Origin of the sequence: Streptomyces sp. 2131.1 (assembly GCF_900105515.1) — a bacterium.
GTDB classification, from domain to species: Bacteria; Actinomycetota; Actinomycetes; order Streptomycetales; family Streptomycetaceae; genus Streptomyces; species Streptomyces drozdowiczii.
Map to the genome: position 1 here is coordinate 4,500,568 of NZ_FNSY01000001.1, position 22,294 is coordinate 4,522,861.

Below are 22,294 nucleotides of genomic sequence, written 5' to 3' on the forward strand. Positions count from 1 at the left end.
CCACCCGGGAACGCCACCCATGTTCCCGGGTAGGCGCTATCAGCCGGTAACCACCGGCGGCACTCCATCCGTATCCGGGGGGATCAGGACCTGATCCGCGGCCGCAAGGCGCGGATCGGCGTGGAGAAAGGCGCAACCACATGACATCGGCGCAGATCGACGACAAGGGGCAGAACGGCCCGCACGCCGCAGCCGCGGATGCCACCACCTCCGCCGAGGGCTACCAGAGAGCACTCGGCGCCCGCCAGATCCAGATGATCGCGATCGGCGGGGCCATCGGCACCGGGCTCTTCCTCGGCGCCGGCAAGGCCATCGCCAAGGCCGGACCCAGCCTCATCCTGGCCTACGCCATAGCAGGCCTGGTCATCTTCTTCATCATGCGCGCCCTGGGCGAACTCCTCATGTACCGCCCGGTCTCGGGCTCCTTCTCGGAGTACGCGCGCGAATTCATCGGCCCCTTCGCGGGCTACGTCACCGGCTGGACGTACTGGCTGTTCTGGGTCGTCACCGGAATCACCGAAGTCACCGCGGCCGCCCAGTACATGACGTTCTGGTTCGACATTCCACAATGGGTCTCGGCCCTGGTCTTCACGTTCATTCTCTACGGCGTGAACCTCATCTCCGTAAAGCTCTTCGGAGAGCTGGAGTTCTGGTTCTCGATGGTCAAGGTCACCGCCATCGTCGGCATGATCCTCATCTGCGCCGGAATCCTCACCCTCGGCTTTTCCGACGCCGGTGACACCGCGAGCGTCACCCACCTGTGGTCCGACGGCGGCTTCTTCCCGCACGGCATCAAGGGCACCTTGATGACCCTGCAGATCGTGATGTTCGCCTTCCTCGCCGTCGAACTCGTCGGCGTCACCGCGGGTGAGTCCAAGGACCCCAAGACCGTTCTGCCCAAGGCCATCAACACCGTGCCCTGGCGCATCGCCGTCTTCTACGTCGGCGCGCTGATCATGATCCTCTCGGTGGTGCCCTGGACCGAGTTCTCGCCCGGCGTCTCCCCGTTCGTGGAAGCCTTCAAGAAGATGGGCCTCGGCGTCGGCGCCGGCATCGTCAACTTCGTCGTCCTGACCGCCGCGCTCTCCTCGTGCAACTCCGGCATGTACTCCACCGGCCGCATGCTGCGCGACCTCGCGCTCAACGGCCAGGGCCCGAAGTTCTTCACCCGGCTCACCCGCAGCGGCACCCCGCTCATCGGCACCACGTTCTCCGCCGCGCTCATGCTCGTCGGCGTGTGGGTCAACTACCAGTGGCCCGGCGACGCCTTCACCTACGTCGTCTCCTTCGCCACCATCTCCGGCATGTGGGCCTGGATCATGATCCTCATCAGCCAGATCCGCTACCGCCGCCTCGCCGACCGCGGACTGCTCCCGCAGTCCTCGTTCCGTGCCCCCGGAGCCCCGTACACCAGCGGCTTCGCCCTCGCGTTCATCGCCGTGGTCATCGTCATGATGGGCATCGACAAGGACACCAGGATCTCGCTCTACTGCGCCCCGCTGTGGGCCCTGATCCTCGGCGTCTCCTACCTGGTCCTCAAGTCCAGGAACCCGGAGGGCAAGGCCTTCGCGGAGCGCGTCAAGCGCTGATTCGTACAGCCCCCACCAGCGACGTTTCACGATACGGGCCCCCGCGTACCACTCCTCGGTACGCGGGGGCCCGTCGTCCTATCCTGGGCGCCATGCTGACCATCACCCAGACGCTGTACGACCAGATCGTCGCGCACGCCCGCGCCGACCACCCCGACGAGGCGTGCGGCGTCGTCGCCGGACCCGCCGGCAGTGGCCGCCCCGAGCGCTTCGTCCCCATGCTCAACGCCGCCCGCTCACCCACGTTCTACGAGTTCGACTCGGCCGACCTGCTCAAGCTCTACCGCGAGATGGACGACCGCGACGAGGAGCCCGTGATCGTCTACCACTCGCACACCGCGACCGAGGCCTACCCCTCGCGCACCGACGTCACGTACGCCAACGAGCCCGGCGCCCACTACGTCCTCGTCTCCACCGCGGACACCGACGACGCCGGCCCCTTCCAGTTCCGCTCGTACCGGATCGTGGACGGCGAGATCACCGAGGAGGAGGTCGCGGTCGTCGAGGCGTACCCGGCGGCCTGACCACTCCCGCAGCGGGTGGACGGGGCCGCGCACACCCCGGCCCTGTCCACCCAGCGAACGCCCACCATCCACCAGGTGAGATCACACTCCGAATCCCCGGCCGGGAATCGATACGATGACCGCATGGTTCCCCATGACGTGAGTGACAAGACGCCGGGCTCGCTGCTCGTGGCGCGCCTGCACGTCGACCTGTGCCGCCTCTCCAGCGCGATCTGTACGAACCACCGGCCCGCCGCCGGCCGCGAGGCCTGAGCCGGGCCACGGCCCGGCGCCGCCGACCGGCCGGGCGCCACCGCACCACGTACCGACCCCCGCGCGGGGGCAGAGCCGCACGCCCCACGCCCACCGCCACCACTCAGCTTCGACAGGAGCCCACGCCATGGCCATCGAGGTCCGCATCCCGACCATCCTCCGCACCTACACCGACGGCGCCAAGGCCGTCGAGGGCCAGGGGGACACCCTCGCCGACCTCTTCACGGACCTGGAGAGCCGCCACACCGGCATCCGGGAGCGGATCGTCGACGGCGACCAGCTGCGCCGCTTCGTCAACGTCTACCTGAACGACGAGGACGTCCGCTTCCTGGACGGCATCTCCACCAAGCTCAGCGACGGCGACAGCATCACCATCCTCCCGGCCGTCGCCGGCGGCATGAACTGATGCGCTTCGACAGCCCGCTCGCCGCAGTGGGCAACACCCCGCTCGTCCGCCTGCCGCGGCTGTCACCCTCGGACGACGTCCGCATCTGGGCCAAGCTGGAGGACCGCAACCCCACCGGCTCGATCAAGGACCGCCCCGCGCTCCACATGGTCGAGCAGGCCGAGAAGGACGGCCGGCTCACCCCCGGCTGCACCATCCTCGAACCCACCAGCGGCAACACCGGCATCTCCCTCGCCATGGCGGCCAAGCTCAAGGGCTACCGCATCGTGTGCGTCATGCCCGAGAACACCTCCCAGGAGCGGCGCGACCTGCTCGCCATGTGGGGCGCCGAGATCATCTCCTCCCCGGCTGCCGGCGGCTCCAACACCGCCGTCCGCGTCGCCAAGGAGCTCTCGGCCGAGCACCCGGACTGGGTGATGCTCTACCAGTACGGCAACCCCGACAACGCGGGCGCCCACTACGCCACGACCGGCCCCGAGATCCTGGCGGACCTCCCGTCCGTCACCCACTTCGTGGCCGGCCTCGGCACGACCGGCACCCTCATGGGCGTCGGCCGCTACCTGCGCGAACACGTCGAGGGCATCAAGATCGTCGCCGCCGAGCCGCGCTACGACGACCTCGTCTACGGCCTCCGCAACCTCGACGAGGGCTTCGTCCCAGAGCTCTACGACGCCTCCGTCCTCACCACCCGCTTCTCCGTCGGCTCCGCGGACGCCGTCACCCGCACCCGCGAACTCCTCCAGCAGGAGGGCATCTTCGCGGGCGTCTCCACCGGGGCGGCACTGCACGCCGCGATCGGGGTCGGCAACAAGGCGGTGAAGGCCGGGGAGAGCGCGGACATCGTCTTCGTCGTCGCCGACGGCGGCTGGAAGTACCTGTCCACGGGCGTGTACACGGCGCCGACCACCGAGGCGGCGATCGCCACGCTGCAGGGACAGCTCTGGGCGTGACCCGTTCCGGGGGCGCTGCCCCCGGACCTCCGCTCCTCAATCGCCGGAGGGGCTTGATCTTGCCCCCGTTGCCGCACACCAGCGGCAACGGGGGCTCTGTCATTCGCGCCGCACCATCCAGCCCCTCCGGCGTTTGAGGAGCGGGGTCCGGGGGCAGCGCCCCGGTTCCGGGAAGGGGCGCGGAGGGGGACGCCACCCGAACCGGTGACAGCGCAGGTGAGTTCCCCCACAACGACCCGCCCCGAAGGAGCGACCCGCTCCCCCGCGCCTTACGCTCAACGAACCGCACCGCCAGAACCGCACGAACCCTCCCCGTTCCCACGTCTCGGAGGTTCACGCTCCATGAAGCTCACCGTCGTCGGCTGCTCCGGCTCGTTCCCCTCCGCGGGATCGGCATGCTCGAGCTACCTCGTAGAGGCCGACGGCTTCAGGCTGCTCCTCGACATGGGCAACGGCGCCCTCGGCGAGCTGCAGCGCCACGTCGGTCTCTATGACCTCGACGCCATCTTCCTCAGCCACCTGCACGCCGACCACTGCATCGACATGTGCGCGTACTTCGTCGTCCGGTACTACCCGCACGGCGGCGAGCGCCCCGCCCGCATCCCGGTCTACGGCCCCGACGGCACGGAGCAGCGGCTCACCACCGCACACGCCGACACCCCGTCCGACCACGCGATGAGCGAGGTCTTCGACTTCCACACCCTGAAGCCGGGCTGGTTCGAGATCGGCCCCTTCTCGGTGCGTACGGAGAAGCTCCGCCACCCCGTCGACACGTTCGGCATCCGCATCGAGCACGGCGGCTCCTCGCTCACGTACTCCGGGGACACCGGCACCTGCGAGGCCCTGGACGAGCTGGCCGAGGACACCGACCTCTTCCTCTGCGAGGCGTCGTTCGTGCACGGCAAGGAGGACATCCCGGACCTCCACCTCAACGGCCGCGAGGCCGGCGAGCTGGCCGCCCGCGCGGGCGTCGGCCGCCTCGTGCTCACCCACATCCCGCCGTGGACCGACGCCGAACGCAACCTCGCCGACGCCCGCGAGGTCTTCACCGGCCCGACGGAACTCGCGGCGCCGGGCGCGGTGTACGAGATCTGAGCGGAGCGCCCGTACGCGTACGACGAAGCCCTCACCTTCCGCCGGGAAGGTGAGGGCTTCGAGTGTGTGGGGGAACCGACCGGGGCCTACGCCTTGGTCAGGTCCTCGATCTCCTCCTCGGGCTCACGGCCCGGGGTGGTGAGGTTGAACTTGATGATCGCGAAGCGGAAGGTCACGTAGTAGATAACCGCGAAGACCAGACCGATCGGGATGATCATCCAGGGCTTGGTGGCGTGGGTCCAGTTCAGGGCGTAGTCGATGAACCCGGCCGAGAAGTTGAAGCCCGCGTGGACGCCCAGACCCCAGGTGATGGCCATCGACGCGGCGGTCAGCACCGCGTGCAGCACGTACAGGACCGGCGCGATGAACATGAACGAGAACTCGATCGGTTCGGTCACACCGGTGACGAACGAGGTCAGCGCCAGGGAGACCATCATGCCCATCACGGCCTTGCGGCGCTCGGGGCGGGCACAGTGCGCCATGGCGATCGCGGCTGCGGGCAGGCCGAACATCATGATCGGGAAGAAGCCGGACTGGAACATGCCGGCGGACGGGTCACCGGCCAGGAAGCGTGTGATGTCTCCGTGGACGACCTCGCCGGCCGAGTTGGTGAAGTCACCGAGCTGGAACCAGGCGACCGTGTTCACGAACTGGTGCATGCCGATCGGGATCAGCGCGCGGTTGACGCCACCGAACAGGGCGGCGCCGCCGGAGCCGAGACCGGTCATCCACTCACCGAAGTTGGAGATGCCGTCACCGATCGGCTCCCAGACCAGGCCGAAGAAGACACCGACGACGACGCCGACGAAGGCCATGATGATCGGGACCAGGCGGCGGCCGTTGAAGAAGCCGAGCCAGTCGACCAGCTTGGTGCGGTGGAACTTCTGCCACAGGACCGCGGAGAGCAGACCCATGATGATGCCGCCGAGGACACCGGGGTCGTTGTACGTCGCGGCGACGTCCACACCCTTGTTGGCGGTCGTGTTGACCACCGCTTCGGTGACGGGGAACGCCTGGAGCACCTTGCTGTAGACGAGGAAACCGACGAGCGCGGCGAGCGCCGTCGAGCCATCGGCCTTCTTGGCGAAGCCGATGGCCACGCCTATGCAGAACAGGATCGGGAGGCTGCCGGTGATGGCGCCACCCGCGTTGCCGAAGACGGCGGAGACCTTGTCCCAGCCGAGACCGTCCTTGCCGAAGATGTCGTCCTGGCCGAGGCGCACCATGATGCCCGCCGCCGGCAGCACCGCGATCGGCAGCTGCAGGCTGCGACCCACCTTCTGCAGGCCCTGGAACAGGCCGGAGCCCCGCTTCTTCGCGGGGGCCGCCGTAGCGGTGGCCGTACTCATCAACTTCCTCCAGTAAGCAAGGCGCCGCCGGGGACAGGGGGGTTTGGGTGGGCGACGACTCGAGAAACGTGAAGCGCGAAGCTTCACGTGGTCTGGACCACTGAGTGGTGTAGACCAGTTGTAGCACGGTGAGGGTTAGATAAGGAACCTGCAATTTGCGACTACTTCGCAGCAGCTACCGCGTACGCACCGTGACATGCGAAAAGCCCCCGGACCGCATGGTCCGGGGGCCGCGCTCGCAAGGTCAGTGACCTTGCATAAAGGCTACTTCGTGAGGTTCCTCTCGATGTCCTCCTCCACATCCTCGGGCTCACGACCGGGTGTCGGAAGGTTGAACTTGGTGATCGCGAACCGGAAGATCACGTAGTAGACGACCGCGAAGCAGGCGCCGATGGGCATGATCAGCCACGGCTTCGTATCCAGATGCCAGTTGACGACGTAGTCGATCAGTCCCGCCGAGAAGCTGAACCCCGCGTGCACGCCCAGCGCCCAGGTGACGCCCATCGACACACCGGTCAGGATCGCGTGCACCCCGTACAGCAGCGGCGCGACGAAGAGGAACGAGAACTCCAGCGGCTCCGTCACACCCGTCACGAACGACGTCAGCGCGACGGACAGCATCAGCCCCGCCACCTCCTTGCGCCGCTCCGGCCGCGCCGTGTGGGCGATGGCCAGCGCCGCCGCTGGCAGCCCGAACATCATGATCGGGAAGAAGCCCGAGGTGAACTGCCCGGCCGACGGGTCCCCGGCGAAGAAGCGGGAGATGTCGCCCTGGACCGTGCCTCCGTCGGCCCCGGTGTAGTCGCCCGCCTGGAACCAGAAGAACGTGTTCAGGAACTGGTGCATGCCGATCGGGATCAGCAACCGGTTCGCGAACCCGAAGATCGCCGCGCCCCACGCGCCCAGGTCGATCAGCTGCTTGGCGAACCACGTCAGCGCGTCGCCCACCGGCTGCCACAGCAGCCCGAACAGCACGCCCAGGATCACGCAGAGGAAGGCCATCAGGATCGGGACGAGCCGGCGGCCGTTGAAGAAGCCGAGCCAGTCCACCAGCTTGGTCCGGTGGTAGCGCTGCCAGACCACGGCCGTCAGCAGCCCGATGATGATCCCGCCCAGCACCCCCGGGTTCTGCGGCACCCCGTCCGGGACGTCCTTGGTCACCGAGCCGTCCACCGGGAACGCCGTCAGCACCCCCCGGTAGACCAGGAAGCCGGCGACGGCGGCGAGCGCGGTCGAGCCGTCCGCCTTCTTCGCGAAGCCGATCGCGACCCCGATGCAGAAGAGCAGCGGCAGGCCCAGCTCGCCGTCGAGGATCGCGGTCCCGCCGTTGAGGAGGACCTTCGCGAACTTGTCCCAGAAACGTCCGTGCAGGGAGGAGTCGAAGAGATTGCCGAGGCTGACCAGGAGGCCCGCCGCAGGCAGGACGGCCACCGGCAGCTGCAGGCTGCGGCCGACCTTCTGCAGGCCCTGGACCGGCCCGTTCCACCACTTCCGCTGCGGTAGCGCGGCCGCGTTCGAACTCATCGGCATCCTCCCGGAGCACAGCTGGTTTGGAGGTCGTCGCAAACTGGTGTAGACCAGTTGCGATACGGTGCGGAGCCCGGCCGAGAGGCAGGGCTCCGGTGATCGTCATCATTGAGGACCGTGCGGTCACTCGCCCGCGAAGTTGGGCCAACCGTGCGTTACCGTGACGAAACGGACCCACGGTGGGCCGTCGCACGCACATGAGGAACCAGGGAGAAGGCCATGGCCAGCAAGGCTGAGAAGATCGTCGCCGGGCTCGGCGGAATCGAGAACATCGAAGAGGTCGAAGGCTGCATCACGCGCCTGCGCACCGAGGTCATCGACCCCGGCAAGGTCGACGAAGCCGCGCTCAAGGCCGCCGGCGCCCACGGCGTCGTCAAGATGGGCACCGCGATCCAGGTCGTCATCGGCACCGACGCCGACCCGATCGCGGCCGACATCGAAGACATGATGTGACGACCGCCTGAAACCCCTCCGCAGGCCCCGCCCACCCCGGACGGGGCCTGCGGCGCACCCGGGAAACGAGGCCCCCGCCACCCGATAGGCTCGGCGCCATGTCTCGTATCGACGGCCGCACCCCCGACCAACTCCGCCCCGTCACCATCGAACGCGGATGGAGCAAGCACGCCGAAGGATCCGTACTCATCTCCTTCGGCGACACCAAAGTCTTCTGCACCGCCTCCGTCACCGAAGGCGTACCGCGCTGGCGCAAGGGCAGCGGCGAAGGCTGGGTCACCGCCGAATACTCCATGCTGCCCCGCTCCACCAACACCCGCGGCGACCGCGAATCCGTACGCGGCAAGATCGGCGGCCGCACCCACGAGATCAGCCGGCTCATCGGCCGTTCCCTGCGCGCCGTCATCGACTACAAGGCCCTCGGCGAGAACACCATCGTCCTCGACTGCGACGTCCTCCAGGCCGACGGCGGCACCCGTACCGCCGCCATCACCGGCGCCTACGTCGCCCTCGCCGACGCCGTCGCCTGGGCCCAGGGCAAGAAGATCATCAAGCACGGCCGCAAGCCGCTCACCGGCACCGTCGCCGCCATCAGCGTCGGCATCGTCGACGGCACCCCCCTCCTCGACCTCTGCTACGAGGAGGACGTCCGCGCCGAGACCGACATGAACGTCGTCTGCACCGGCGACGGCCGCTTCGTCGAGGTCCAGGGCACCGCCGAGGCCGAACCCTTCGACCGTACGGAACTCAACGCGCTGCTCGACCTCGCCACCGCCGGCTGCGTCGACCTCGCCAAGCTCCAGAACGAGGCACTCGCCACCACGCTCGGCGCCTGAACCCGCCGCCCGAAAGGCAAAGAAGCAACCAAGTCCCGCCCAGCGGCGTCGATACGCATACGGGCGCACGGGTCGAACCGTGCGCCCGTCCGCGTATCCGCACCCGGGGAGGGACCCACCATGGCCGCGCGCCACCGGCACCACCGCACCGCACTGGCCGTCACCGCCGCACTCATCACCGTCACCGCGGCCGCGGGCTGCGGCGCCCTCGACAAGACACTCGACTGCGTCCGCACCGCCGACGCCATCGCCACCAGCGTCGACAACCTCCGCCAGGCCGTCTCCAACGCCTCCGACGACCCCACCCAGGCGTCCGAGGCCCTCGACGACATCCAGAAGGAACTCGGCAACCTCGGCGACAAGACCGACGACGCCGACCTCAGCAAGGCCGTCGACGACCTCCAGGCCGGCGTCACCAACGTCCGCGACGCCATCGACAACGGCGACGCCACCCCGGACATCACCCCCGTCACCGATGCCGCCGGGGAGATCGCCAAGGTCTGCACCCCGTAACGCGAAGAGTCCCGGCGACACATGGCCGCCGGGACACCGACGGGACCTCAGGACGAGGCGAGCCCCTTCCAGAACGCGTAGTGGTGACCGGCCCCGAAGTCCGTCCGCCCGACGTCCCCGGACGCCAGCCGCTGTACGTACTCCCCGTCGTTCGTGAACCGCTGCCACGCCGGCAGCCCCGGACCGTCCACGCACCCGGTGCTCGCGAACCGGCTCCAGTACCCGACCACCGTCTCCGACAGCTCCTCCTGCGCCGCGTCCAGCGGCTCGAAGAGCTCGTTCTCTAACACGTACGCGAGATCGATCATGTGGCCCGTGCCCAGCGAGAAGCTCGCAGGGCGCGGCACGTTCCGGAAGTACGGGGCCGATACCTCGGCGAACTCGTACGCGTACACCGGGGTGTACCGCGCCAGCGCCCGCTGCGTGTCCAGCGCCGCCGTCGACCACTCCGCATCCGTGAGCACCGCCGACAGCGCCGCCCCCGGAGCCGGATACCGCTCCACCGGATACTCGGCCGGCACCGCCGCGGCGTCCGCCCCGAACCGGTCCGCCACCTTCTCCGCATACCCCTCGGCGGTCAGCGGCCGGCCCGTCATGAGCTCGTCCAGGCCGGCCAGCCCGCTCATCTCGTCACGCGTCGAACCGTGCAGCACCGGCACCCGGGCGAACCGCCCCGCCGCGATCGCCCGCGACGGAGCCTCCGGGACGACCTCGCCGTCCACGACCGGCCGAAATCCGTCGTGACCGGACGAGGAAGCAGCGACCACGCCGGCCGTCGACATGCCCCGCAGGCAGGAGTCGACCGCCCCCGGGTCGTCGCACCCGGCCGCCTCGACGACGGCCTTGCCCTGCTCCTCCGCCTGGGCACGGGTGAACGAACCGTCCGGCCCCACGCCCCCCGCACTCTGCACGACCGCCTTGTGGAACAGACCTCGCGCGCCCGGTGACACCAACTGGGCGCACACGCTGTAACCCCCGCCCGACTGACCCATGAGCGTCACGTTGTCCGGATCCCCGCCGAAGGCACCCGCGTTGCGCGCCACCCACCGCAGCGCGGCCTGCTGGTCCAGCAGCCCCAGGTTGGCCGGGGCCCGCAGACCCGGCGCCGACAGGAACCCGAACACCCCCAGCCGGTAATTGACCGTCACCACCACCGCACCCTGCCGCGCGGCGGCCAGCTTCGCCGCGCCGTAACTCGCCCCGTCCCCGTACGCGGAGCTCCCGCCGTGGATCCACACGATCACCGGCCGGGGCCGCGCGGACCGCCGGACCGGCGTCGTGAGGTTCAGGTACAGGCAGTCCTCGCTCCCCCCGCCCTTGATCGCGATGGGCTGGTCCGTCGGCTGCGCACACGCACTCCGCGGGGCGCGGGCATCCAGCGTGGCGGACCACGGCCGGACCGGCTGCGGCTTCTCCCACCGGTGCGCGCCGGTCGGCGGGGCCGCGTACGGGATGCCCTGGAACGTGCGCACCGCGCCGGTGGCCGCCCCCTGCACGGGGCCTTCGGCGGTCACCACCCGGGTGGGAAGGGCGGACCCCGAGGCGGCGGCGTCCGGCGCGAGGGCCGCGACGGCGAGGCTCGCGGTGACGGCAACGGCGGCGAGGGCGGTGGCAGGGGACTTCGGATGACCCATCAGGACTCCAGGGCTCGCCGTGATCTTCGGATGCGGCAACGGCAGCAACGTAGCCGGGAGTTGGGCGTTTGTGCTATACATTTGTATAGGGCGATCGTGCGATGCGATCGCGTCAGGCGGCGCCTCACCTTCCCGGGCGGCCCTAGGATGCGGCGCATGGGTATGGGAAACCGGGAGAAGCTGCTGGAAGCGGCCAGGAAGTGCCTCTTCGAGAAGGGCTACGAGCGCACCACCGTCCGCGACCTCGCCTCGGCGGCGGGCGTCAGCATGGCGGCCATCGGCTACCACTTCGGCTCCAAGGAGGCCCTGCTCAACCAGGCGCTCCTCGAAGCGCTCGACTCGGGGGGCCAGGCCCTCGGCCCGTCGGCGGAGGACGGCGACCTCGGTGCGCTCTGGACCCGCCTCATCGAGGCCTTCTCGGCCAACCGGACGTTCTGGCTCGCCAGCCTGGAGACGGTCCTGCGCGCCCAGCGCGACCCGGAACTGCGCGAACAGGTGGCCGCCGGGCTACGACAGGGACGCAGCGGCATGGCGCACGAGGTCACGGGGACACCCGAGGACGAACTCTCCGAGGAGACCGTGCGCACCCTCGGCTCCGTACAGCTCGCTCTCCTCAGTGGCCTGATGATGCAGCACATCACCGACCCGGAGTCGGCGCCCACCGCCACCGAGGTGCTGGCCGGCATCCGCGCCCTGGCCGCCCGACTGCCCGACGAGGCGTGAGCCCGGACCCGGCGATACTGGTCCCATGACCCGTCTCATCCTCGCCACCCGCAACGCCGGGAAGATCACCGAACTCCACGCGATCCTCGCCGACGCGGGCCTCACCCACGAACTCGTCGGCGCGGACGCGTATCCGGAGGTCCCCGACGTCAAGGAGACCGGCGTCACCTTCGCCGAGAACGCGCTGCTCAAAGCCCACGCCCTCGCCCAGGCCACCGGCCACCCCGCGATCGCCGACGACTCGGGCCTCTGCGTGGACGTCCTCGGCGGCGCCCCCGGCATCTTCTCGGCCCGCTGGTCCGGCACCCACGGCAACGACCGCGCCAACCTGGACCTGCTCCTCGCCCAGCTCGGTGACATCTCCGACCCCCACCGCGGGGCCCACTTCGCCTGCGCCGCCGCCCTGGCCCTCCCGGACGGCACGGAACGCGTGGTCGAGGGCCGCCTGGGGGGCACCCTCCGCCACGCCCCGGCCGGCGCGTACGGCTTCGGCTACGACCCGGTCCTCCAGCCGGACGGCGAAACGCGCACGTGCGCGGAACTGACCCCGGACGAGAAGAACGCCATCAGCCACCGCGGCAAGGCGTTCCGGGCGCTGGTGCCGGTGGTGCGGGAGCTGGTGGGCTGACGCACTGGTGCCCGGCCCCGCGAACGGGGCCGGGCACCTTGCTGTCGGTACGCCCGGTCGGATTCGAACCGACATACACGGCCACCTAAAGACCGCCGCTCACCGATGGCGTACGGGCGCATACCGTCGCAACCTTACCGCCTCGGGGCGGCTCGGTGGGCGCGTTTGGAGATTGTGGCTGTTCGGCTGTGGTACGAGGGGCGGAGGTTTCGGAGTCGGTCGTCCGACCTGTCGCCCAAGATGCGGAACGGCCCGTACCGCTTCGGGGGGAAGCCGTACGGGCCGCAGGGGTGCGCAGGGGTCAGAACTTCGGGTCCGGGGTCTGGGCGTGGACCAGTTCTTCCGCCTCCGCCGTCGTCTCGACCGACGGCGGAGAGCCCGCCAGGGGCTTGTTGGCGGTTTCCTTCATGCAGGCCACCGCGATCACGCCGACCAGGGCCGCTGCCATCGAGTAGTACGCCGGCATCAGGTTGGAGCCGGAGACGCTGATCAGGGCCGTGATGACCAGCGGGGTCGTGCCGCCGAAGATCGACGCGGAGAGGTTGTAGCCCACCGAGAGCGAGCCGTAACGGACGTTCGTGGGGAACAGGGCCGGGAGCGCCGCCGACATCGTGCCGAGCATGCAGACCAGGGAGAGGCCCAGCATCGCCATGCCGATGATGATCGCGGGGATGCTGCCCTGGCGGATCAGGAGGAAGGCGGGCAGTGACAGGATCAGGAAGCCGAGCATGCCCGTCATCAGGAGCGGCTTGCGGCCGAAGCGGTCGGAGAGCTTGCCGACCTGGCTGATGATCAGCATCAGGAACACCATCACGCCGAGCAGGATCAGCAGGCCATGCGTCTCGCTGTAGCCGAGCTCGTCGGAGAGGTACGTCGGCATGTACGACAGCAGCATGTAGTCGGTGATGTTGTACGCGCCGACGAGGCAGATGCAGAGGATCAGCGTCGGCCAGTAGTCGCGGAAGATCTTGGCGAGGTCGCCCTTGGCGGTGGTCTCGACGCTGTCCGCCGCCTCCGTTGCGTGTGCCGTGCCGCCCTCCAGCTTCTGGAAGGCCGGGGTCTCGTCGAGGCGCAGTCGCAGGTAGAGGCCGACGAGGCCGAGCGGTCCGGCGACGAGGAACGGGACGCGCCAGCCCCACGACTCCATCTGGGCGTCGTTGAGGAGCGCGTACAGCAGGGTCACCAGGCCCGCCGCGCCGACGTAACCGGCGAGGGTGCCGAATTCCAGGAAGCTGCCGAAGAAGCCGCGTCGCTTGTCGGGGGCGTACTCGGCGATGAAGGTCGACGCGCCGCCGTACTCGCCGCCCGTCGAGAAGCCCTGGAGCATGCGGAAGAAGATCAGCAGGACCGCGGCCCAGACGCCGATGGTGGCGTGGGAGGGGATGAGGCCGATCGCGAAGGTGCCGGTCGCCATCAGGATCATGGTGAGGGCGAGGACCTTCTTGCGGCCGATCTTGTCGCCCATCGGTCCGAAGAACATGCCGCCCAGGGGGCGTACGAGGAAGGCGACCGCGAAGGTGGCGAAGGAGGAGAGGAGCTGGGTCGTGTCGTTCCCGGACGGGAAGAACACGTGTCCCAGGGTCGCGGCGAGGTAGGAGTAGATGCCGAAGTCGAACCACTCCATCGCGTTGCCGAGCGAGGCGGCCTTCACCGCGCGCCTGACCGCCTGGTCGTCCGTGATGGTGATGTCCGTACGCCGGAGCTTGGGGTTCTGGCGTTTCCGGATCGCACGGAACAGTGCGGGGTGACGTTTGACCGCTTCAGGGTCGGCCACCTGGTGGGGGTCGGAGGCCGCCATGGCCGGTTCCTTTCCTCGGCAACTGTTACAGGAAAGGCTTCTGCGCGGACATGGCGGCCGCAAACCGGTTCGACGGGCGAATGCGATGTCCGTCACATGTTTTCGGCCATTCGGTCCAGTGAATGGCTCGTTCCGGTCTGTTCCACGGGGCTCTCGGCCGGACTGCCCCCGGTCTCAGATCTTGAGGTCCTTGATGATCTTGGCGACGTGGCCGGTGGCCTTGACGTTGTAGAAGGCGTGGGCGACCTTGCCGTCCTCGTCCACGACGATGGTGGAGCGGATGACGCCCGTCACCGTTTTGCCGTAGAGCTTCTTCTCGCCGAACGCGCCGTACGCCTCAAGAGTCTCCTTGGCCGGATCGCCCACCAGTGTGACCTTGAGGTTCTCCTTCTCGCGGAACTTCGCGAGCTTCTCCGGCTTGTCCGGGGAGACGCCGATGACGTCGTAGCCGGCCTCCGCGAGCAGGTCCAGGTTGTCCGTGAAGTCGCAGGCCTGCTTGGTGCAACCGGGGGTAAGAGCGGCGGGGTAGAAGTAGACGATGACCTTGCGGCCCTTGTGGTCCGCGAGTGAGACGTCGTTGCCGTCCGCGTCGGGCAGGGTGAAGGCGGGGGCGGTGTCGCCGGGCTCGAGACGCTCGCTCATGGTTCTCCTCGTTGGTACGTGGGGTCTACGGGACCGAGCGTAATGGGGGTGCCGCCGGGTGCGGATGCGGCGGAACTGACAGACTGTCGATGAAGGTTTACCGGACGAGGACCACGGAGGCGGCGCGGTGTCGGATGCCAGGACCCCTGCGCAGATCGAGGCGGACATCATCAGCAGGCGCGAGCAGCTTGCGGTGGTACTCGATGAGATCGGGGTGCGGGTGCACCCGAAGACGATCATCGGTGACGCGAAGGCGAAGGTCGCCGGGACCGTGGACCGGACGGCCGGACGCGCGTACGTGGCGGTGAACCGGGCCGTGTCGGACGTGAGGGCCCAGTTCGTGTCGGAGACGGGCAGCCCCCGGCTGGAGCGCGTGATTCCGGCGGCGCTGCTCGCGGTGGGCGTGGTCGGGCTGGTCGTCGCGTCCTCGCGGCGCGGCAGGCGCTGACCCCTCGCGCGTGGGCGCCTCGCCGCCCGGTAGGTTGCGGGGCGTGAGCGAGAACACCGACGACAAGCTGCCCATCCGGATGCTGCACGACCGAGTGCTGGTCCGGTCCGAGTCGCCCGAGGGCGAGCGGCGTTCCGGCGGGGGCATTCTGATTCCCGCGACTGCCGCGGTCGGCCGTCGGCTGGCGTGGGCCGTGGTGGTCGCGGTGGGGCAGAACGTGCGGACGGTCGAGCCGGGTGACCGGGTGCTGTTCGACCCGGAGGACCGGGCGGAGGTCGAGGTGCGGGGTGTGGCGTACGTGCTGATGCGCGAGCGCGACCTGCACGCGGTGGCGGCGGACCGGTTCGAGGGTTCGGAGGACTCGACCGGGCTGTATCTGTAGAGCTGTGGATCTGTGGGCGAGGGGCCCGGTGACCGTTGTCACCGGGCCTTTTGCCTGTCCTTTGCTACGGTGGAAGGACCCCGACGAGACGCGCCGTACCGGGTTCCGCAAAGACGACGCATCCGTGTTGTTGGCGTGTTCTGTCTTGTCGGAGGTGCTGTCGTGGCGTGGGTTCTGCTGGTCGTCGCCGGTCTGCTGGAAGTGGCCTGGTCGATCGGGATGAAGTACACCGAGGGGTTCACCCGGCTGTGGCCGAGTGTGTTCACGGGCCTGGGGATCGTGGCGAGCATGATGCTGCTGTCGCATGCGGCCAGGACGCTGCCGATCGGTACGGCGTACGGGGTGTGGGTCGGGATCGGCGCGGCGGGTGCCGCGGTCCTGGGCATGGTGGTGCTGCACGAGCCGGTGACGGCGGCCCGGATCTTCTTCGTGTGTCTGCTGCTGGTGGCGGTCGTGGGGCTGAAGGCGACCTCGGGGCACTGAGCCCGGTTTCTCAGGGGCGGGTGCTGGGGGTCCTGGTGCTCGGCGCCCTGGTGCTGGGTGCCCTGGTGCCGTGGGGTCCCTGGAAGTAGCCCTCGTCTCCGTCCCCGCCCTCGTCCTCGTCGCCCGTGTCGGTTCCGCCGTCCGTGGTGCCGTCGGGCGGGGTGTCCGTGGTGCCGGGGGTGGTGCGCGGGGCGGACGGGGTCCGGGACGGTGTCGTGGACGGGGTGCGGCGGGGGGTGGCCGTGGGGGTGCGGCGGCCGGTGTCGCCGGGGGCGGTGCCCTCGTCGGTGGGCAGTGCGGTGTCGTCGGTGCCCTCCTCGATGTCGAGGTCGAAGTCCTGGGCGGGGGTGCCGCGCAGGGCGGTGCCGACGTACTTGGCCCAGGTCTCGGCGGGGGCGCCGCCGCCGTTGATGCGGGGGAGTCCGAGGGCGCCGTAGAGGGGTTTCTGGGCGCCGGTGTCGGGGTCCTGGCCCATGACGGCGATGACGGTGGCGAGGTCGGGGGTGTAGCCGGCGAACCAGGCGGCCTTGTCCTCCTCGGCGGTGCCGGTCTTTCCGGCGGCGGGGCGCCCGGCGCCCTGGGCGGCGGTGCCGGTGCCGCCGTCGACGACGCTGCGGAGGATGGAGGTGGTGGTGTCGGCGGCCTCGCGGCTGACGGCCTGCTTGACCGTGCGGCCGGGGAGGGCGACGTTCTCGCCGTCCTTGGTGACCTTGCTGACGAGGACGTGGGCGCCGTGCTTGCCGTGGGCGGCGAGGGTCGCGTAGGCCTCGGTCATGTCGAGGACGCTGGCGGTGGCGACGCCGAGCGCGATGGAGGGGGTGGGGGTGAGGTCGGCGGTGTCCTTGGGGATGCCGAGGGAGACGGCGGTCTGCCGGACCTTCTCGGGGCCGACGTCCTCGGCCATCTGGGCGTAGACGGCGTTGACGGACTTGTCGGTGGCGGTGCGCACGGTGATGGGGCCGTAGCTGCGGTCGTCCTCGTTGGCGGGGTCGTAGCCGGTGGGGCCGTCGGGGCCTTCGACCATGCGCTTGTTGGTGCCGTCGTAGATGGTGCTGGGGGTGATGCGGCGGCCGTCCTGGGTGGTGGAGTCGTTGGCGACGGCCGAGGTGAAGACGAACGGCTTGAAGGTGGAGCCGACCTGGTAGTCGCGGCGGGTGGCGTTGTTGACGTACTGGCGGGTGTAGTCGATGCCGCCGTAGAGGGCGACGACGTGTCCGTTGGCGGGGTCGATGGAGGCGCCGCCGACGCGGACGTCGCGGTCGGCCGGGCGGTCGTCGTCGGTCTTGGACATGACGGTGTCGTCGACGGCTTCGACGAGGGCGTCCTGCTTCTTCTTCTGGAGGGTGGTGGTGATGCGGTAGCCGCGGGTGGCGAGGGTCTTCTCGTCGAGGATGTCGTTGTCGGTGAGGTAGTCCTCGACGGCCTTGACGATGTAGCCGCGCTGGCCGGAGAGGCTGTTGGCGGGCTTGACGGGGCCGGGTACGGGGAAGGTCGTCGCGGCGCGCTGTGCGGGGGTGAGCCACTTCTCCTTGACCATGCCGTCGAGGACGTAGTTCCAGCGGGCGAGGGCGGCGGGCTTGTTCTCGGGGTGGGCGACGACGTCGTAGGCGCTGGGAGCGTTGAGCAGGGAGGCGAGGTAGGCGCCCTGGGCGGTGGTGACGTCGCCGACGTCCTTGCCGTAGTAGGCCTGGGCGGCGGCCTGGATGCCGTAGGCGTTGCGGCCGAAGTAGCTGGTGTTGAGGTAGCCCTCCAGGATCTGGTCCTTGGACTGCTCGCGGTTGAGCTTGATCGAGATGAAGAATTCCTTGATCTTGCGGACGACGGTCTGTTCCTGGCCCAGGTAGTAGTTCTTGACGTACTGCTGGGTGATGGTCGAGCCGCCCTGTTTGCCCTTGCCGGTGAGGGTGTTCCAGCCGGCCCGGAACATGGCCTTGATGTCGACGGCGCGTTCGGAGTAGAAGTCGCGGTCCTCGGCGGCGAGGACGGCGTGCTGGACGTTGCGGGGGACCTGGGCGAGCTTGATGTTCTCGCGATTGACGTCGCCGTCGCGGGCGATGACGCTGCCGTCGGCGTAGAGGTAGACGTTGGACTGGGCGGTGGCGCTGGCGTTGGCCGGGGGGATGTCGACGAGCTGGTAGCCGGCGAAGAAGCCGCCGACGAGGAGCAGGGCGAGGAGGAGGACGCCGCCGAGGACCATGCGCCAGGTGGGGACGAGCCGCCGCCAGCCGGTGCGCTTGGGTCGTTTCGTCTTCGCGGGCTTCTTCGCGCCTGAGGAGCCTGATGCGCCGGAGGCGCCTGCGGAGCCTGAGGCGTCGGTGGCACCGGCGGTGCCTGTGGCGTCGGAGGCGCCGGGGGTCTTCGCGCCCTCGCCTTCGGGGTCCGGTCCCGGGGCGGCGGCGTCGGCAGGCAGGTCCCGGGGGGTCCAGCCCGGGGGGTCGTTGTCCCCGTTCTGCTGCTGTGGCTCGTCGCTCATGTCGGTGCAGACTCCTCGGCCGCGGTCAGTTCCCCCATAGTGCCCTTTTTCATCCCATATCCCTTGGATCGACGGCGGAAAAGCGGTCGCGGCGGCCGTTGCCGCTGGACTAGGGTTCTGCGCTTTGGTGTCCACGCGCGGTGCGGCACCCGTTGACGGGGAGGCGGTTGCTGTGCGGCTGTACGCGGTGGTGGCGGCGGGTGGTTTCCGCCGCTATGCCACCTATCGGATCGAGACGGCGGCGGGGGTGTTCACCAACACCGTCTTCGGTTTCATCCTGGCCTACACCTTTGTGGCGTTGTGGGAGGAGCGGCCCCGGCTCGGCGGTTACGACATGCCCGAGGCGCTCACGTTCGTGTGGCTGGGCCAGGCGCTGCTGATGACGTGCGTGATGATGGGCGGCGGCTTCGAGGACGAGTTGATCGAGCGCATCCGCACGGGCGACATCGCGGTGGACCTCTACCGGCCGGTCGACCTGCAAATGTGGTGGCTGGCACAGGACTTGGGGCGCGCGGCCTTCCATCTGCTGGGGCGCGGGATCGTGCCGATGGTGTGCGGGGCGTTCGCCTTCGACCTGGCGCTGCCGGGTTCGCCGTGGCCGTGGCTGGCGTTCCTGGTGTCGGTGGCGCTGGGTGTGGTGGTGAGCTTCGCGATCCGCTATCTGGTGGCGCTGTCCGCCTTCTGGCTGATGGACGGGGCGGGCGCGGCGCAGATCTCCTTCCTGGCGGGGCTGTTCTTCTCGGGGATGCTGCTGCCTCTGACGCTGTTCCCGGGGCTGCTGGGTGAGGTGGCGCGGCTGTTGCCGTGGTCGACGATGCTCCAGGTGCCGGCCGATGTGTTCCTGGGCAAGCACACGGGCTGGGGTCTGGTGCGGGTGTACGTGTTCCAGGTGTCGTGGGCCGCGGTGTTGCTGCTGGTGGGGCGGATGGTGCAGGGCGTGGCGACGCGGAGGGTGGTGGTCCAGGGTGGCTGAGGTGGTGGAGGCGGCCGTGGCGGAGGCGCCGGGGACGGTGTTCGTCCCGAGGTCGCGGCTGGTGGAGGGGGTGCGGGCGTACGGGCTGATCGTGGCGATGTGGCTGCGCTCGACGATGGCCTACCGGGCGTCGTTCCTGATGACGGCGGTCGGGAACTTCGCGGCGACGGCGTTCGACTTCGTGGCGATCATGCTGATGTTCGCGCACGTGGACGCGCTGGGTGGCTACACGCTCCCGGAGATCGCGTTGCTGTACGGGGCGTCGGGTACGGCGTTCGGCCTGGCGGACCTGTTGATGGGGTCGATGGACCGGCTGGGCCGCCGGGTGCGCGACGGCACGCTGGACACGCTGCTGGTGCGGCCGGTCCCGGTCCTCGCGCAGGTGGCGGCGGACCGTTTCGCGCTGCGCAGGCTGGGGCGGATCACCCAGGGGCTGCTGGTGCTGGGCTACGGGCTGGTGGCCGTGGACATCGACTGGACCGTGGTGAAGGTGGTCGTGCTGCCGCTGATGCTGCTGAGCGGGTCGGTGATCTTCGGTTCGGTGTTCGTGGCGGGCGGGGCGTTCCAGTTCGTGGCGCAGGACGCCTCGCAGGTGCAGAACTCGTTCACGTACGGGGGCAACACGCTGCTCCAGTACCCGCCGACGATCTTCGCGAAGGACCTGGTGCGCGGGGTGACGTTCGTGGTGCCGCTGGCCTTCGTGAACTGGCTGCCGGCGCTGTACGTGCTGGGCCGGCAGCTGCCGCTGGGGCTGCCGGAGTGGGTGGCGTTCCTGCCGCCGGTGGTGGCCGCCGTCTGCGCGGCCGCGGCGGGACTGGCTTGGCGGACGGGGCTGAGGGCGTACCGGAGTACGGGAAGTTGAAGGACGGGAGAGGGAGCGGCATGAGTACGGACACGGAAGCGAGCACGGCGGGGCATACGGGCGCCGGGCCGGCGTTCATCGAGCTGGACCGGCTGGAGAAGGTCTTCGACGTCCGCCGCCGGAAGGGCTTCCTGCGCGGCGAGCGGCGTCAGGTGCGGGCGGTCGACGGGATCAGTTTCCGGGTGGAGCGCGGCGAGATGGTCGGCTACATCGGGCCGAACGGCGCCGGGAAGTCGACGACGATCAAGATGCTGACGGGCATCCTCACCCCGAGCGGTGGTTCGCTGCGGGTCGCGGGCATCGATCCGTCGCGGGAGCGGACGCGGCTGGCGCACCGGATCGGTGTGGTCTTCGGCCAGCGCACGACGCTGTGGTGGGACCTGCCGCTGCGGGACTCGTACCGGCTGATGCACCGGATGTACCGGGTGCCGGACGCGCGGTTCCGGGCGAACCTGGACCGGTGTGTCGAACTCCTGGACCTGGGCGAGCTGTTGGACGTACCGGTGCGGCAGTTGTCGCTGGGGCAGCGGATGCGCGGGGACATCGCGGCGGCGCTGCTGCACGATCCGGAGGTGCTGTACCTGGACGAGCCGACGATCGGCCTGGACGTGGTGTCGAAGGCCAAGGTGCGGCAGTTCCTGCGGGACCTGAACGCGGAGCGCGGGACGACGGTGCTGCTGACGACCCATGACCTCACGGACATCGAGCAGTTGTGCAGCCGGGTGATGGTGATCGACCACGGGCGGCTGATGTACGACGGTGCGCTGGCGGGGCTGCACGAGGTGGGGGAGAGCGAGCGGACGCTCGTGGTCGATCTGGAGCGCGAACTGCCGCCGATCCGGCTGGAGTCGGAGACCTCGGTGCGGACGGTGAAGGTGGAGGGGCCGCGTCAGTGGCTGGCCTTCCCGGCGTCGGCGTCGGCGGCCCCGCTGGTGGCGCGGATCGCCGCGGAGTACCCGTTGGCGGACCTCTCGGTGCGGGAGCCGGACATCGAGGCCGTCATCGCCAAGATGTACGCGCGCGAGCGGCCGGGGGAGCCGGTGACGTGAGTGGACACGTTCAATAGGCTGCGCGGTATGACGAGCGAACTCCCCGAGATGCGGGCCTCCGACGCCGAGCGTGAACGTGTTGCCGAGATCCTCCGGGAGGCGGTGGCCGAGGGCAGGCTGGAGATGGAGGAGTTCGACCAGCGTCTCGACAGCGCGTACAAGGCGCGTACGCACGGGGAGTTGGAGCCGCTCGTCCGCGATCTGCCGGCCGCCGGTTCCGCGTCGTCGTCACCGGCCGTGCGGCCCCGGTCCGGTTCGGCGGCCCGCTGGTCGGAGCGGGTCGGGAAGCCGGCCACGTCGAGCGGTGCCTTCGCGTTCTGGGGCGGGTTCGGCCGCCGGGGGAGCTGGACGGTCGGCCGGGTCTTCACCGCGTTCGCGATGTGGGGCGGCGGCCATATCGACCTGCGCGAGGCGAACTTCGAGGACCGCGAGACCGTCATCCGCTGCTTCACGATCATGGGCGGCATCCATGTGACGGTTCCGCCGGATCTGAACGTGGACGTCCGGGGCATCGGCATCATGGGCGGCTTCGGGGAGGACGCCAGGGACGAGACGGTCCCGGCACCGGACGCGCCCCGGGTGCGGATCACCGGGTTCGCGCTGATGGGCGGTGTCGGGGTGGAGCACAAGCGCAGCAAGGCGGAGAAGCAGCGGCTGCGGGAGGCCCAGCGCGAGCGGGGCCGCCTGGAGAAGGACGACCGGTAG

At 69.6% G+C, this 22,294-nt stretch carries 24 protein-coding genes, 1 tRNA gene and 1 riboswitch; of the genes, 18 read left to right on the forward strand and 7 right to left on the reverse strand.

Annotation, left to right across the window (positions count from 1 at the left end; translation table 11 throughout):
• The first annotated feature begins 140 nt into the window (after positions 1 to 140).
• The 6 genes from BLW14_RS20225 to BLW14_RS20250 all read left to right on the forward strand — a co-directional run bounded on the left by BLW14_RS20225 (position 141) and on the right by BLW14_RS20250 (position 4,816).
• Positions 141 to 1,589, forward strand: coding sequence for an amino acid permease (locus BLW14_RS20225; protein ID WP_093708638.1), 1,449 nt, complete (start codon positions 141 to 143; stop codon positions 1,587 to 1,589).
• Between the two features lie 92 nt (positions 1,590 to 1,681).
• Positions 1,682 to 2,113, forward strand: coding sequence for a M67 family metallopeptidase (locus BLW14_RS20230; protein WP_093708639.1), 432 nt, complete (start codon positions 1,682 to 1,684; stop codon positions 2,111 to 2,113).
• 123 nt (positions 2,114 to 2,236) lie between these two features.
• On the forward strand, positions 2,237 to 2,365 hold the full coding sequence (locus BLW14_RS35220) for a putative leader peptide (RefSeq protein WP_256333043.1): 129 nt from the start codon (positions 2,237 to 2,239) through the stop codon (positions 2,363 to 2,365).
• A 127-nt stretch (positions 2,366 to 2,492) separates the two neighbouring features.
• Entirely contained in the window at positions 2,493 to 2,771 is a 279-nt protein-coding gene (locus BLW14_RS20240; RefSeq protein ID WP_018105612.1) for a MoaD/ThiS family protein, read from the forward strand.
• Positions 2,771 to 3,721 carry a PLP-dependent cysteine synthase family protein gene (locus BLW14_RS20245; RefSeq protein ID WP_018517942.1) on the forward strand — a complete coding sequence of 317 codons (951 nt, stop codon included), beginning with the start codon at positions 2,771 to 2,773 and terminating at the stop codon, positions 3,719 to 3,721. The genes BLW14_RS20240 and BLW14_RS20245 overlap by 1 nt, the downstream gene beginning before the upstream one ends.
• A gap of 342 nt (positions 3,722 to 4,063) precedes the next feature.
• Entirely contained in the window at positions 4,064 to 4,816 is a 753-nt protein-coding gene (locus BLW14_RS20250) for an MBL fold metallo-hydrolase (RefSeq protein WP_093708640.1), read from the forward strand.
• An 86-nt stretch (positions 4,817 to 4,902) separates the two neighbouring features.
• On the opposite strand, the gene BLW14_RS20255 is transcribed toward BLW14_RS20250, so the two are convergent.
• Both BLW14_RS20255 and BLW14_RS20260 read right to left on the reverse strand, forming a co-directional pair.
• Positions 4,903 to 6,165, reverse strand: a complete 1,263-nt coding sequence (locus BLW14_RS20255; RefSeq protein ID WP_093708641.1) for a PTS transporter subunit EIIC — start codon at positions 6,163 to 6,165, stop codon at positions 4,903 to 4,905.
• Between the two features lie 264 nt (positions 6,166 to 6,429).
• Positions 6,430 to 7,689, reverse strand: a complete 1,260-nt coding sequence (locus BLW14_RS20260) for a PTS transporter subunit EIIC (RefSeq protein ID WP_093708642.1) — start codon at positions 7,687 to 7,689, stop codon at positions 6,430 to 6,432.
• A gap of 222 nt (positions 7,690 to 7,911) precedes the next feature.
• Here BLW14_RS20260 and BLW14_RS20265 point away from each other — a divergent pair, with 222 nt between their 5' ends.
• The 3 genes from BLW14_RS20265 to BLW14_RS20275 all read left to right on the forward strand — a co-directional run bounded on the left by BLW14_RS20265 (position 7,912) and on the right by BLW14_RS20275 (position 9,494).
• Positions 7,912 to 8,145 (forward strand): PTS sugar transporter subunit IIB, encoded by a 234-nt coding sequence (locus BLW14_RS20265; RefSeq protein ID WP_093708643.1) that lies wholly within the window; start codon positions 7,912 to 7,914, stop codon positions 8,143 to 8,145.
• Positions 8,146 to 8,243: 98 nt separating this feature from the next.
• On the forward strand, positions 8,244 to 8,981 hold the full coding sequence (gene rph / locus BLW14_RS20270; protein WP_093708644.1) for a ribonuclease PH: 738 nt from the start codon (positions 8,244 to 8,246) through the stop codon (positions 8,979 to 8,981).
• Positions 8,982 to 9,101: 120 nt separating this feature from the next.
• Positions 9,102 to 9,494 (forward strand): hypothetical protein, encoded by a 393-nt coding sequence (locus tag BLW14_RS20275; RefSeq protein ID WP_093708645.1) that lies wholly within the window; start codon positions 9,102 to 9,104, stop codon positions 9,492 to 9,494.
• A 47-nt stretch (positions 9,495 to 9,541) separates the two neighbouring features.
• Here BLW14_RS20275 and BLW14_RS20280 read toward each other — a convergent pair whose 3' ends face one another.
• Positions 9,542 to 11,128 (reverse strand): carboxylesterase/lipase family protein, encoded by a 1,587-nt coding sequence (locus tag BLW14_RS20280; protein WP_093708646.1) that lies wholly within the window; start codon positions 11,126 to 11,128, stop codon positions 9,542 to 9,544.
• Between the two features lie 162 nt (positions 11,129 to 11,290).
• Between BLW14_RS20280 and BLW14_RS20285 the strand changes: the two genes are divergently transcribed.
• Positions 11,291 to 11,851 (forward strand): TetR/AcrR family transcriptional regulator, encoded by a 561-nt coding sequence (locus tag BLW14_RS20285; RefSeq protein ID WP_093708647.1) that lies wholly within the window; start codon positions 11,291 to 11,293, stop codon positions 11,849 to 11,851.
• A gap of 25 nt (positions 11,852 to 11,876) precedes the next feature.
• A complete protein-coding gene (gene rdgB / locus BLW14_RS20290) occupies positions 11,877 to 12,479 on the forward strand; it encodes an RdgB/HAM1 family non-canonical purine NTP pyrophosphatase (RefSeq protein WP_093708648.1) in 603 nt (200 codons plus the stop codon).
• Positions 12,480 to 12,527: 48 nt separating this feature from the next.
• On the opposite strand, the gene BLW14_RS34540 is transcribed toward rdgB, so the two are convergent.
• The 3 genes from BLW14_RS34540 to bcp all read right to left on the reverse strand — a co-directional run bounded on the left by BLW14_RS34540 (position 12,528) and on the right by bcp (position 14,919).
• A tRNA-Leu gene (locus BLW14_RS34540) sits at positions 12,528 to 12,599 on the reverse strand.
• Between the two features lie 181 nt (positions 12,600 to 12,780).
• Positions 12,781 to 14,277, reverse strand: a complete 1,497-nt coding sequence (gene proP / locus BLW14_RS20295) for a glycine betaine/L-proline transporter ProP (RefSeq protein ID WP_093708649.1) — start codon at positions 14,275 to 14,277, stop codon at positions 12,781 to 12,783.
• 174 nt (positions 14,278 to 14,451) lie between these two features.
• Positions 14,452 to 14,919, reverse strand: a complete 468-nt coding sequence (gene bcp, locus BLW14_RS20300; RefSeq protein WP_018517952.1) for a thioredoxin-dependent thiol peroxidase — start codon at positions 14,917 to 14,919, stop codon at positions 14,452 to 14,454.
• Positions 14,920 to 15,046: 127 nt separating this feature from the next.
• Between bcp and BLW14_RS20305 the strand changes: the two genes are divergently transcribed.
• The 3 genes from BLW14_RS20305 (at position 15,047) to BLW14_RS20315 (ending at position 16,232) form a co-directional block, all read left to right on the forward strand.
• Entirely contained in the window at positions 15,047 to 15,367 is a 321-nt protein-coding gene (locus BLW14_RS20305; protein WP_018517953.1) for a DUF3618 domain-containing protein, read from the forward strand.
• A gap of 43 nt (positions 15,368 to 15,410) precedes the next feature.
• Entirely contained in the window at positions 15,411 to 15,749 is a 339-nt protein-coding gene (locus BLW14_RS20310) for a GroES family chaperonin (protein ID WP_018105628.1), read from the forward strand.
• Between the two features lie 53 nt (positions 15,750 to 15,802).
• A riboswitch (guanidine-III (ykkC-III) riboswitch) is annotated at positions 15,803 to 15,872 on the forward strand.
• 39 nt (positions 15,873 to 15,911) lie between these two features.
• Positions 15,912 to 16,232, forward strand: coding sequence for a DMT family transporter (locus tag BLW14_RS20315; protein WP_018105629.1), 321 nt, complete (start codon positions 15,912 to 15,914; stop codon positions 16,230 to 16,232).
• A 10-nt stretch (positions 16,233 to 16,242) separates the two neighbouring features.
• Here the strand turns inward: BLW14_RS20315 and BLW14_RS20320 are convergent, their stop codons facing one another.
• The gene (locus tag BLW14_RS20320; RefSeq protein WP_093708650.1) at positions 16,243 to 18,705 is read right to left on the reverse strand and encodes a transglycosylase domain-containing protein; all 2,463 of its coding nucleotides are present in this window, start codon (positions 18,703 to 18,705) and stop codon (positions 16,243 to 16,245) included.
• Positions 18,706 to 18,877: 172 nt separating this feature from the next.
• On the opposite strand from BLW14_RS20320, the gene BLW14_RS20325 reads away from it, so the two are divergent.
• Genes BLW14_RS20325 through BLW14_RS20340 form a run of 4 tightly spaced genes read left to right on the forward strand, consistent with a single transcriptional unit; the run spans position 18,878 to position 22,294 of the window.
• A complete protein-coding gene (locus BLW14_RS20325) occupies positions 18,878 to 19,678 on the forward strand; it encodes an ABC transporter permease (protein WP_093708651.1) in 801 nt (266 codons plus the stop codon).
• Entirely contained in the window at positions 19,671 to 20,540 is an 870-nt protein-coding gene (locus BLW14_RS20330) for an ABC transporter permease (RefSeq protein ID WP_093708652.1), read from the forward strand. The genes BLW14_RS20325 and BLW14_RS20330 overlap by 8 nt, the downstream gene beginning before the upstream one ends.
• 20 nt (positions 20,541 to 20,560) lie before the next feature.
• Positions 20,561 to 21,589, forward strand: coding sequence for an ABC transporter ATP-binding protein (locus tag BLW14_RS20335; RefSeq protein WP_093708653.1), 1,029 nt, complete (start codon positions 20,561 to 20,563; stop codon positions 21,587 to 21,589).
• Between the two features lie 48 nt (positions 21,590 to 21,637).
• Positions 21,638 to 22,294 carry a DUF1707 SHOCT-like domain-containing protein gene (locus tag BLW14_RS20340; RefSeq protein WP_177154230.1) on the forward strand — a complete coding sequence of 219 codons (657 nt, stop codon included), beginning with the start codon at positions 21,638 to 21,640 and terminating at the stop codon, positions 22,292 to 22,294.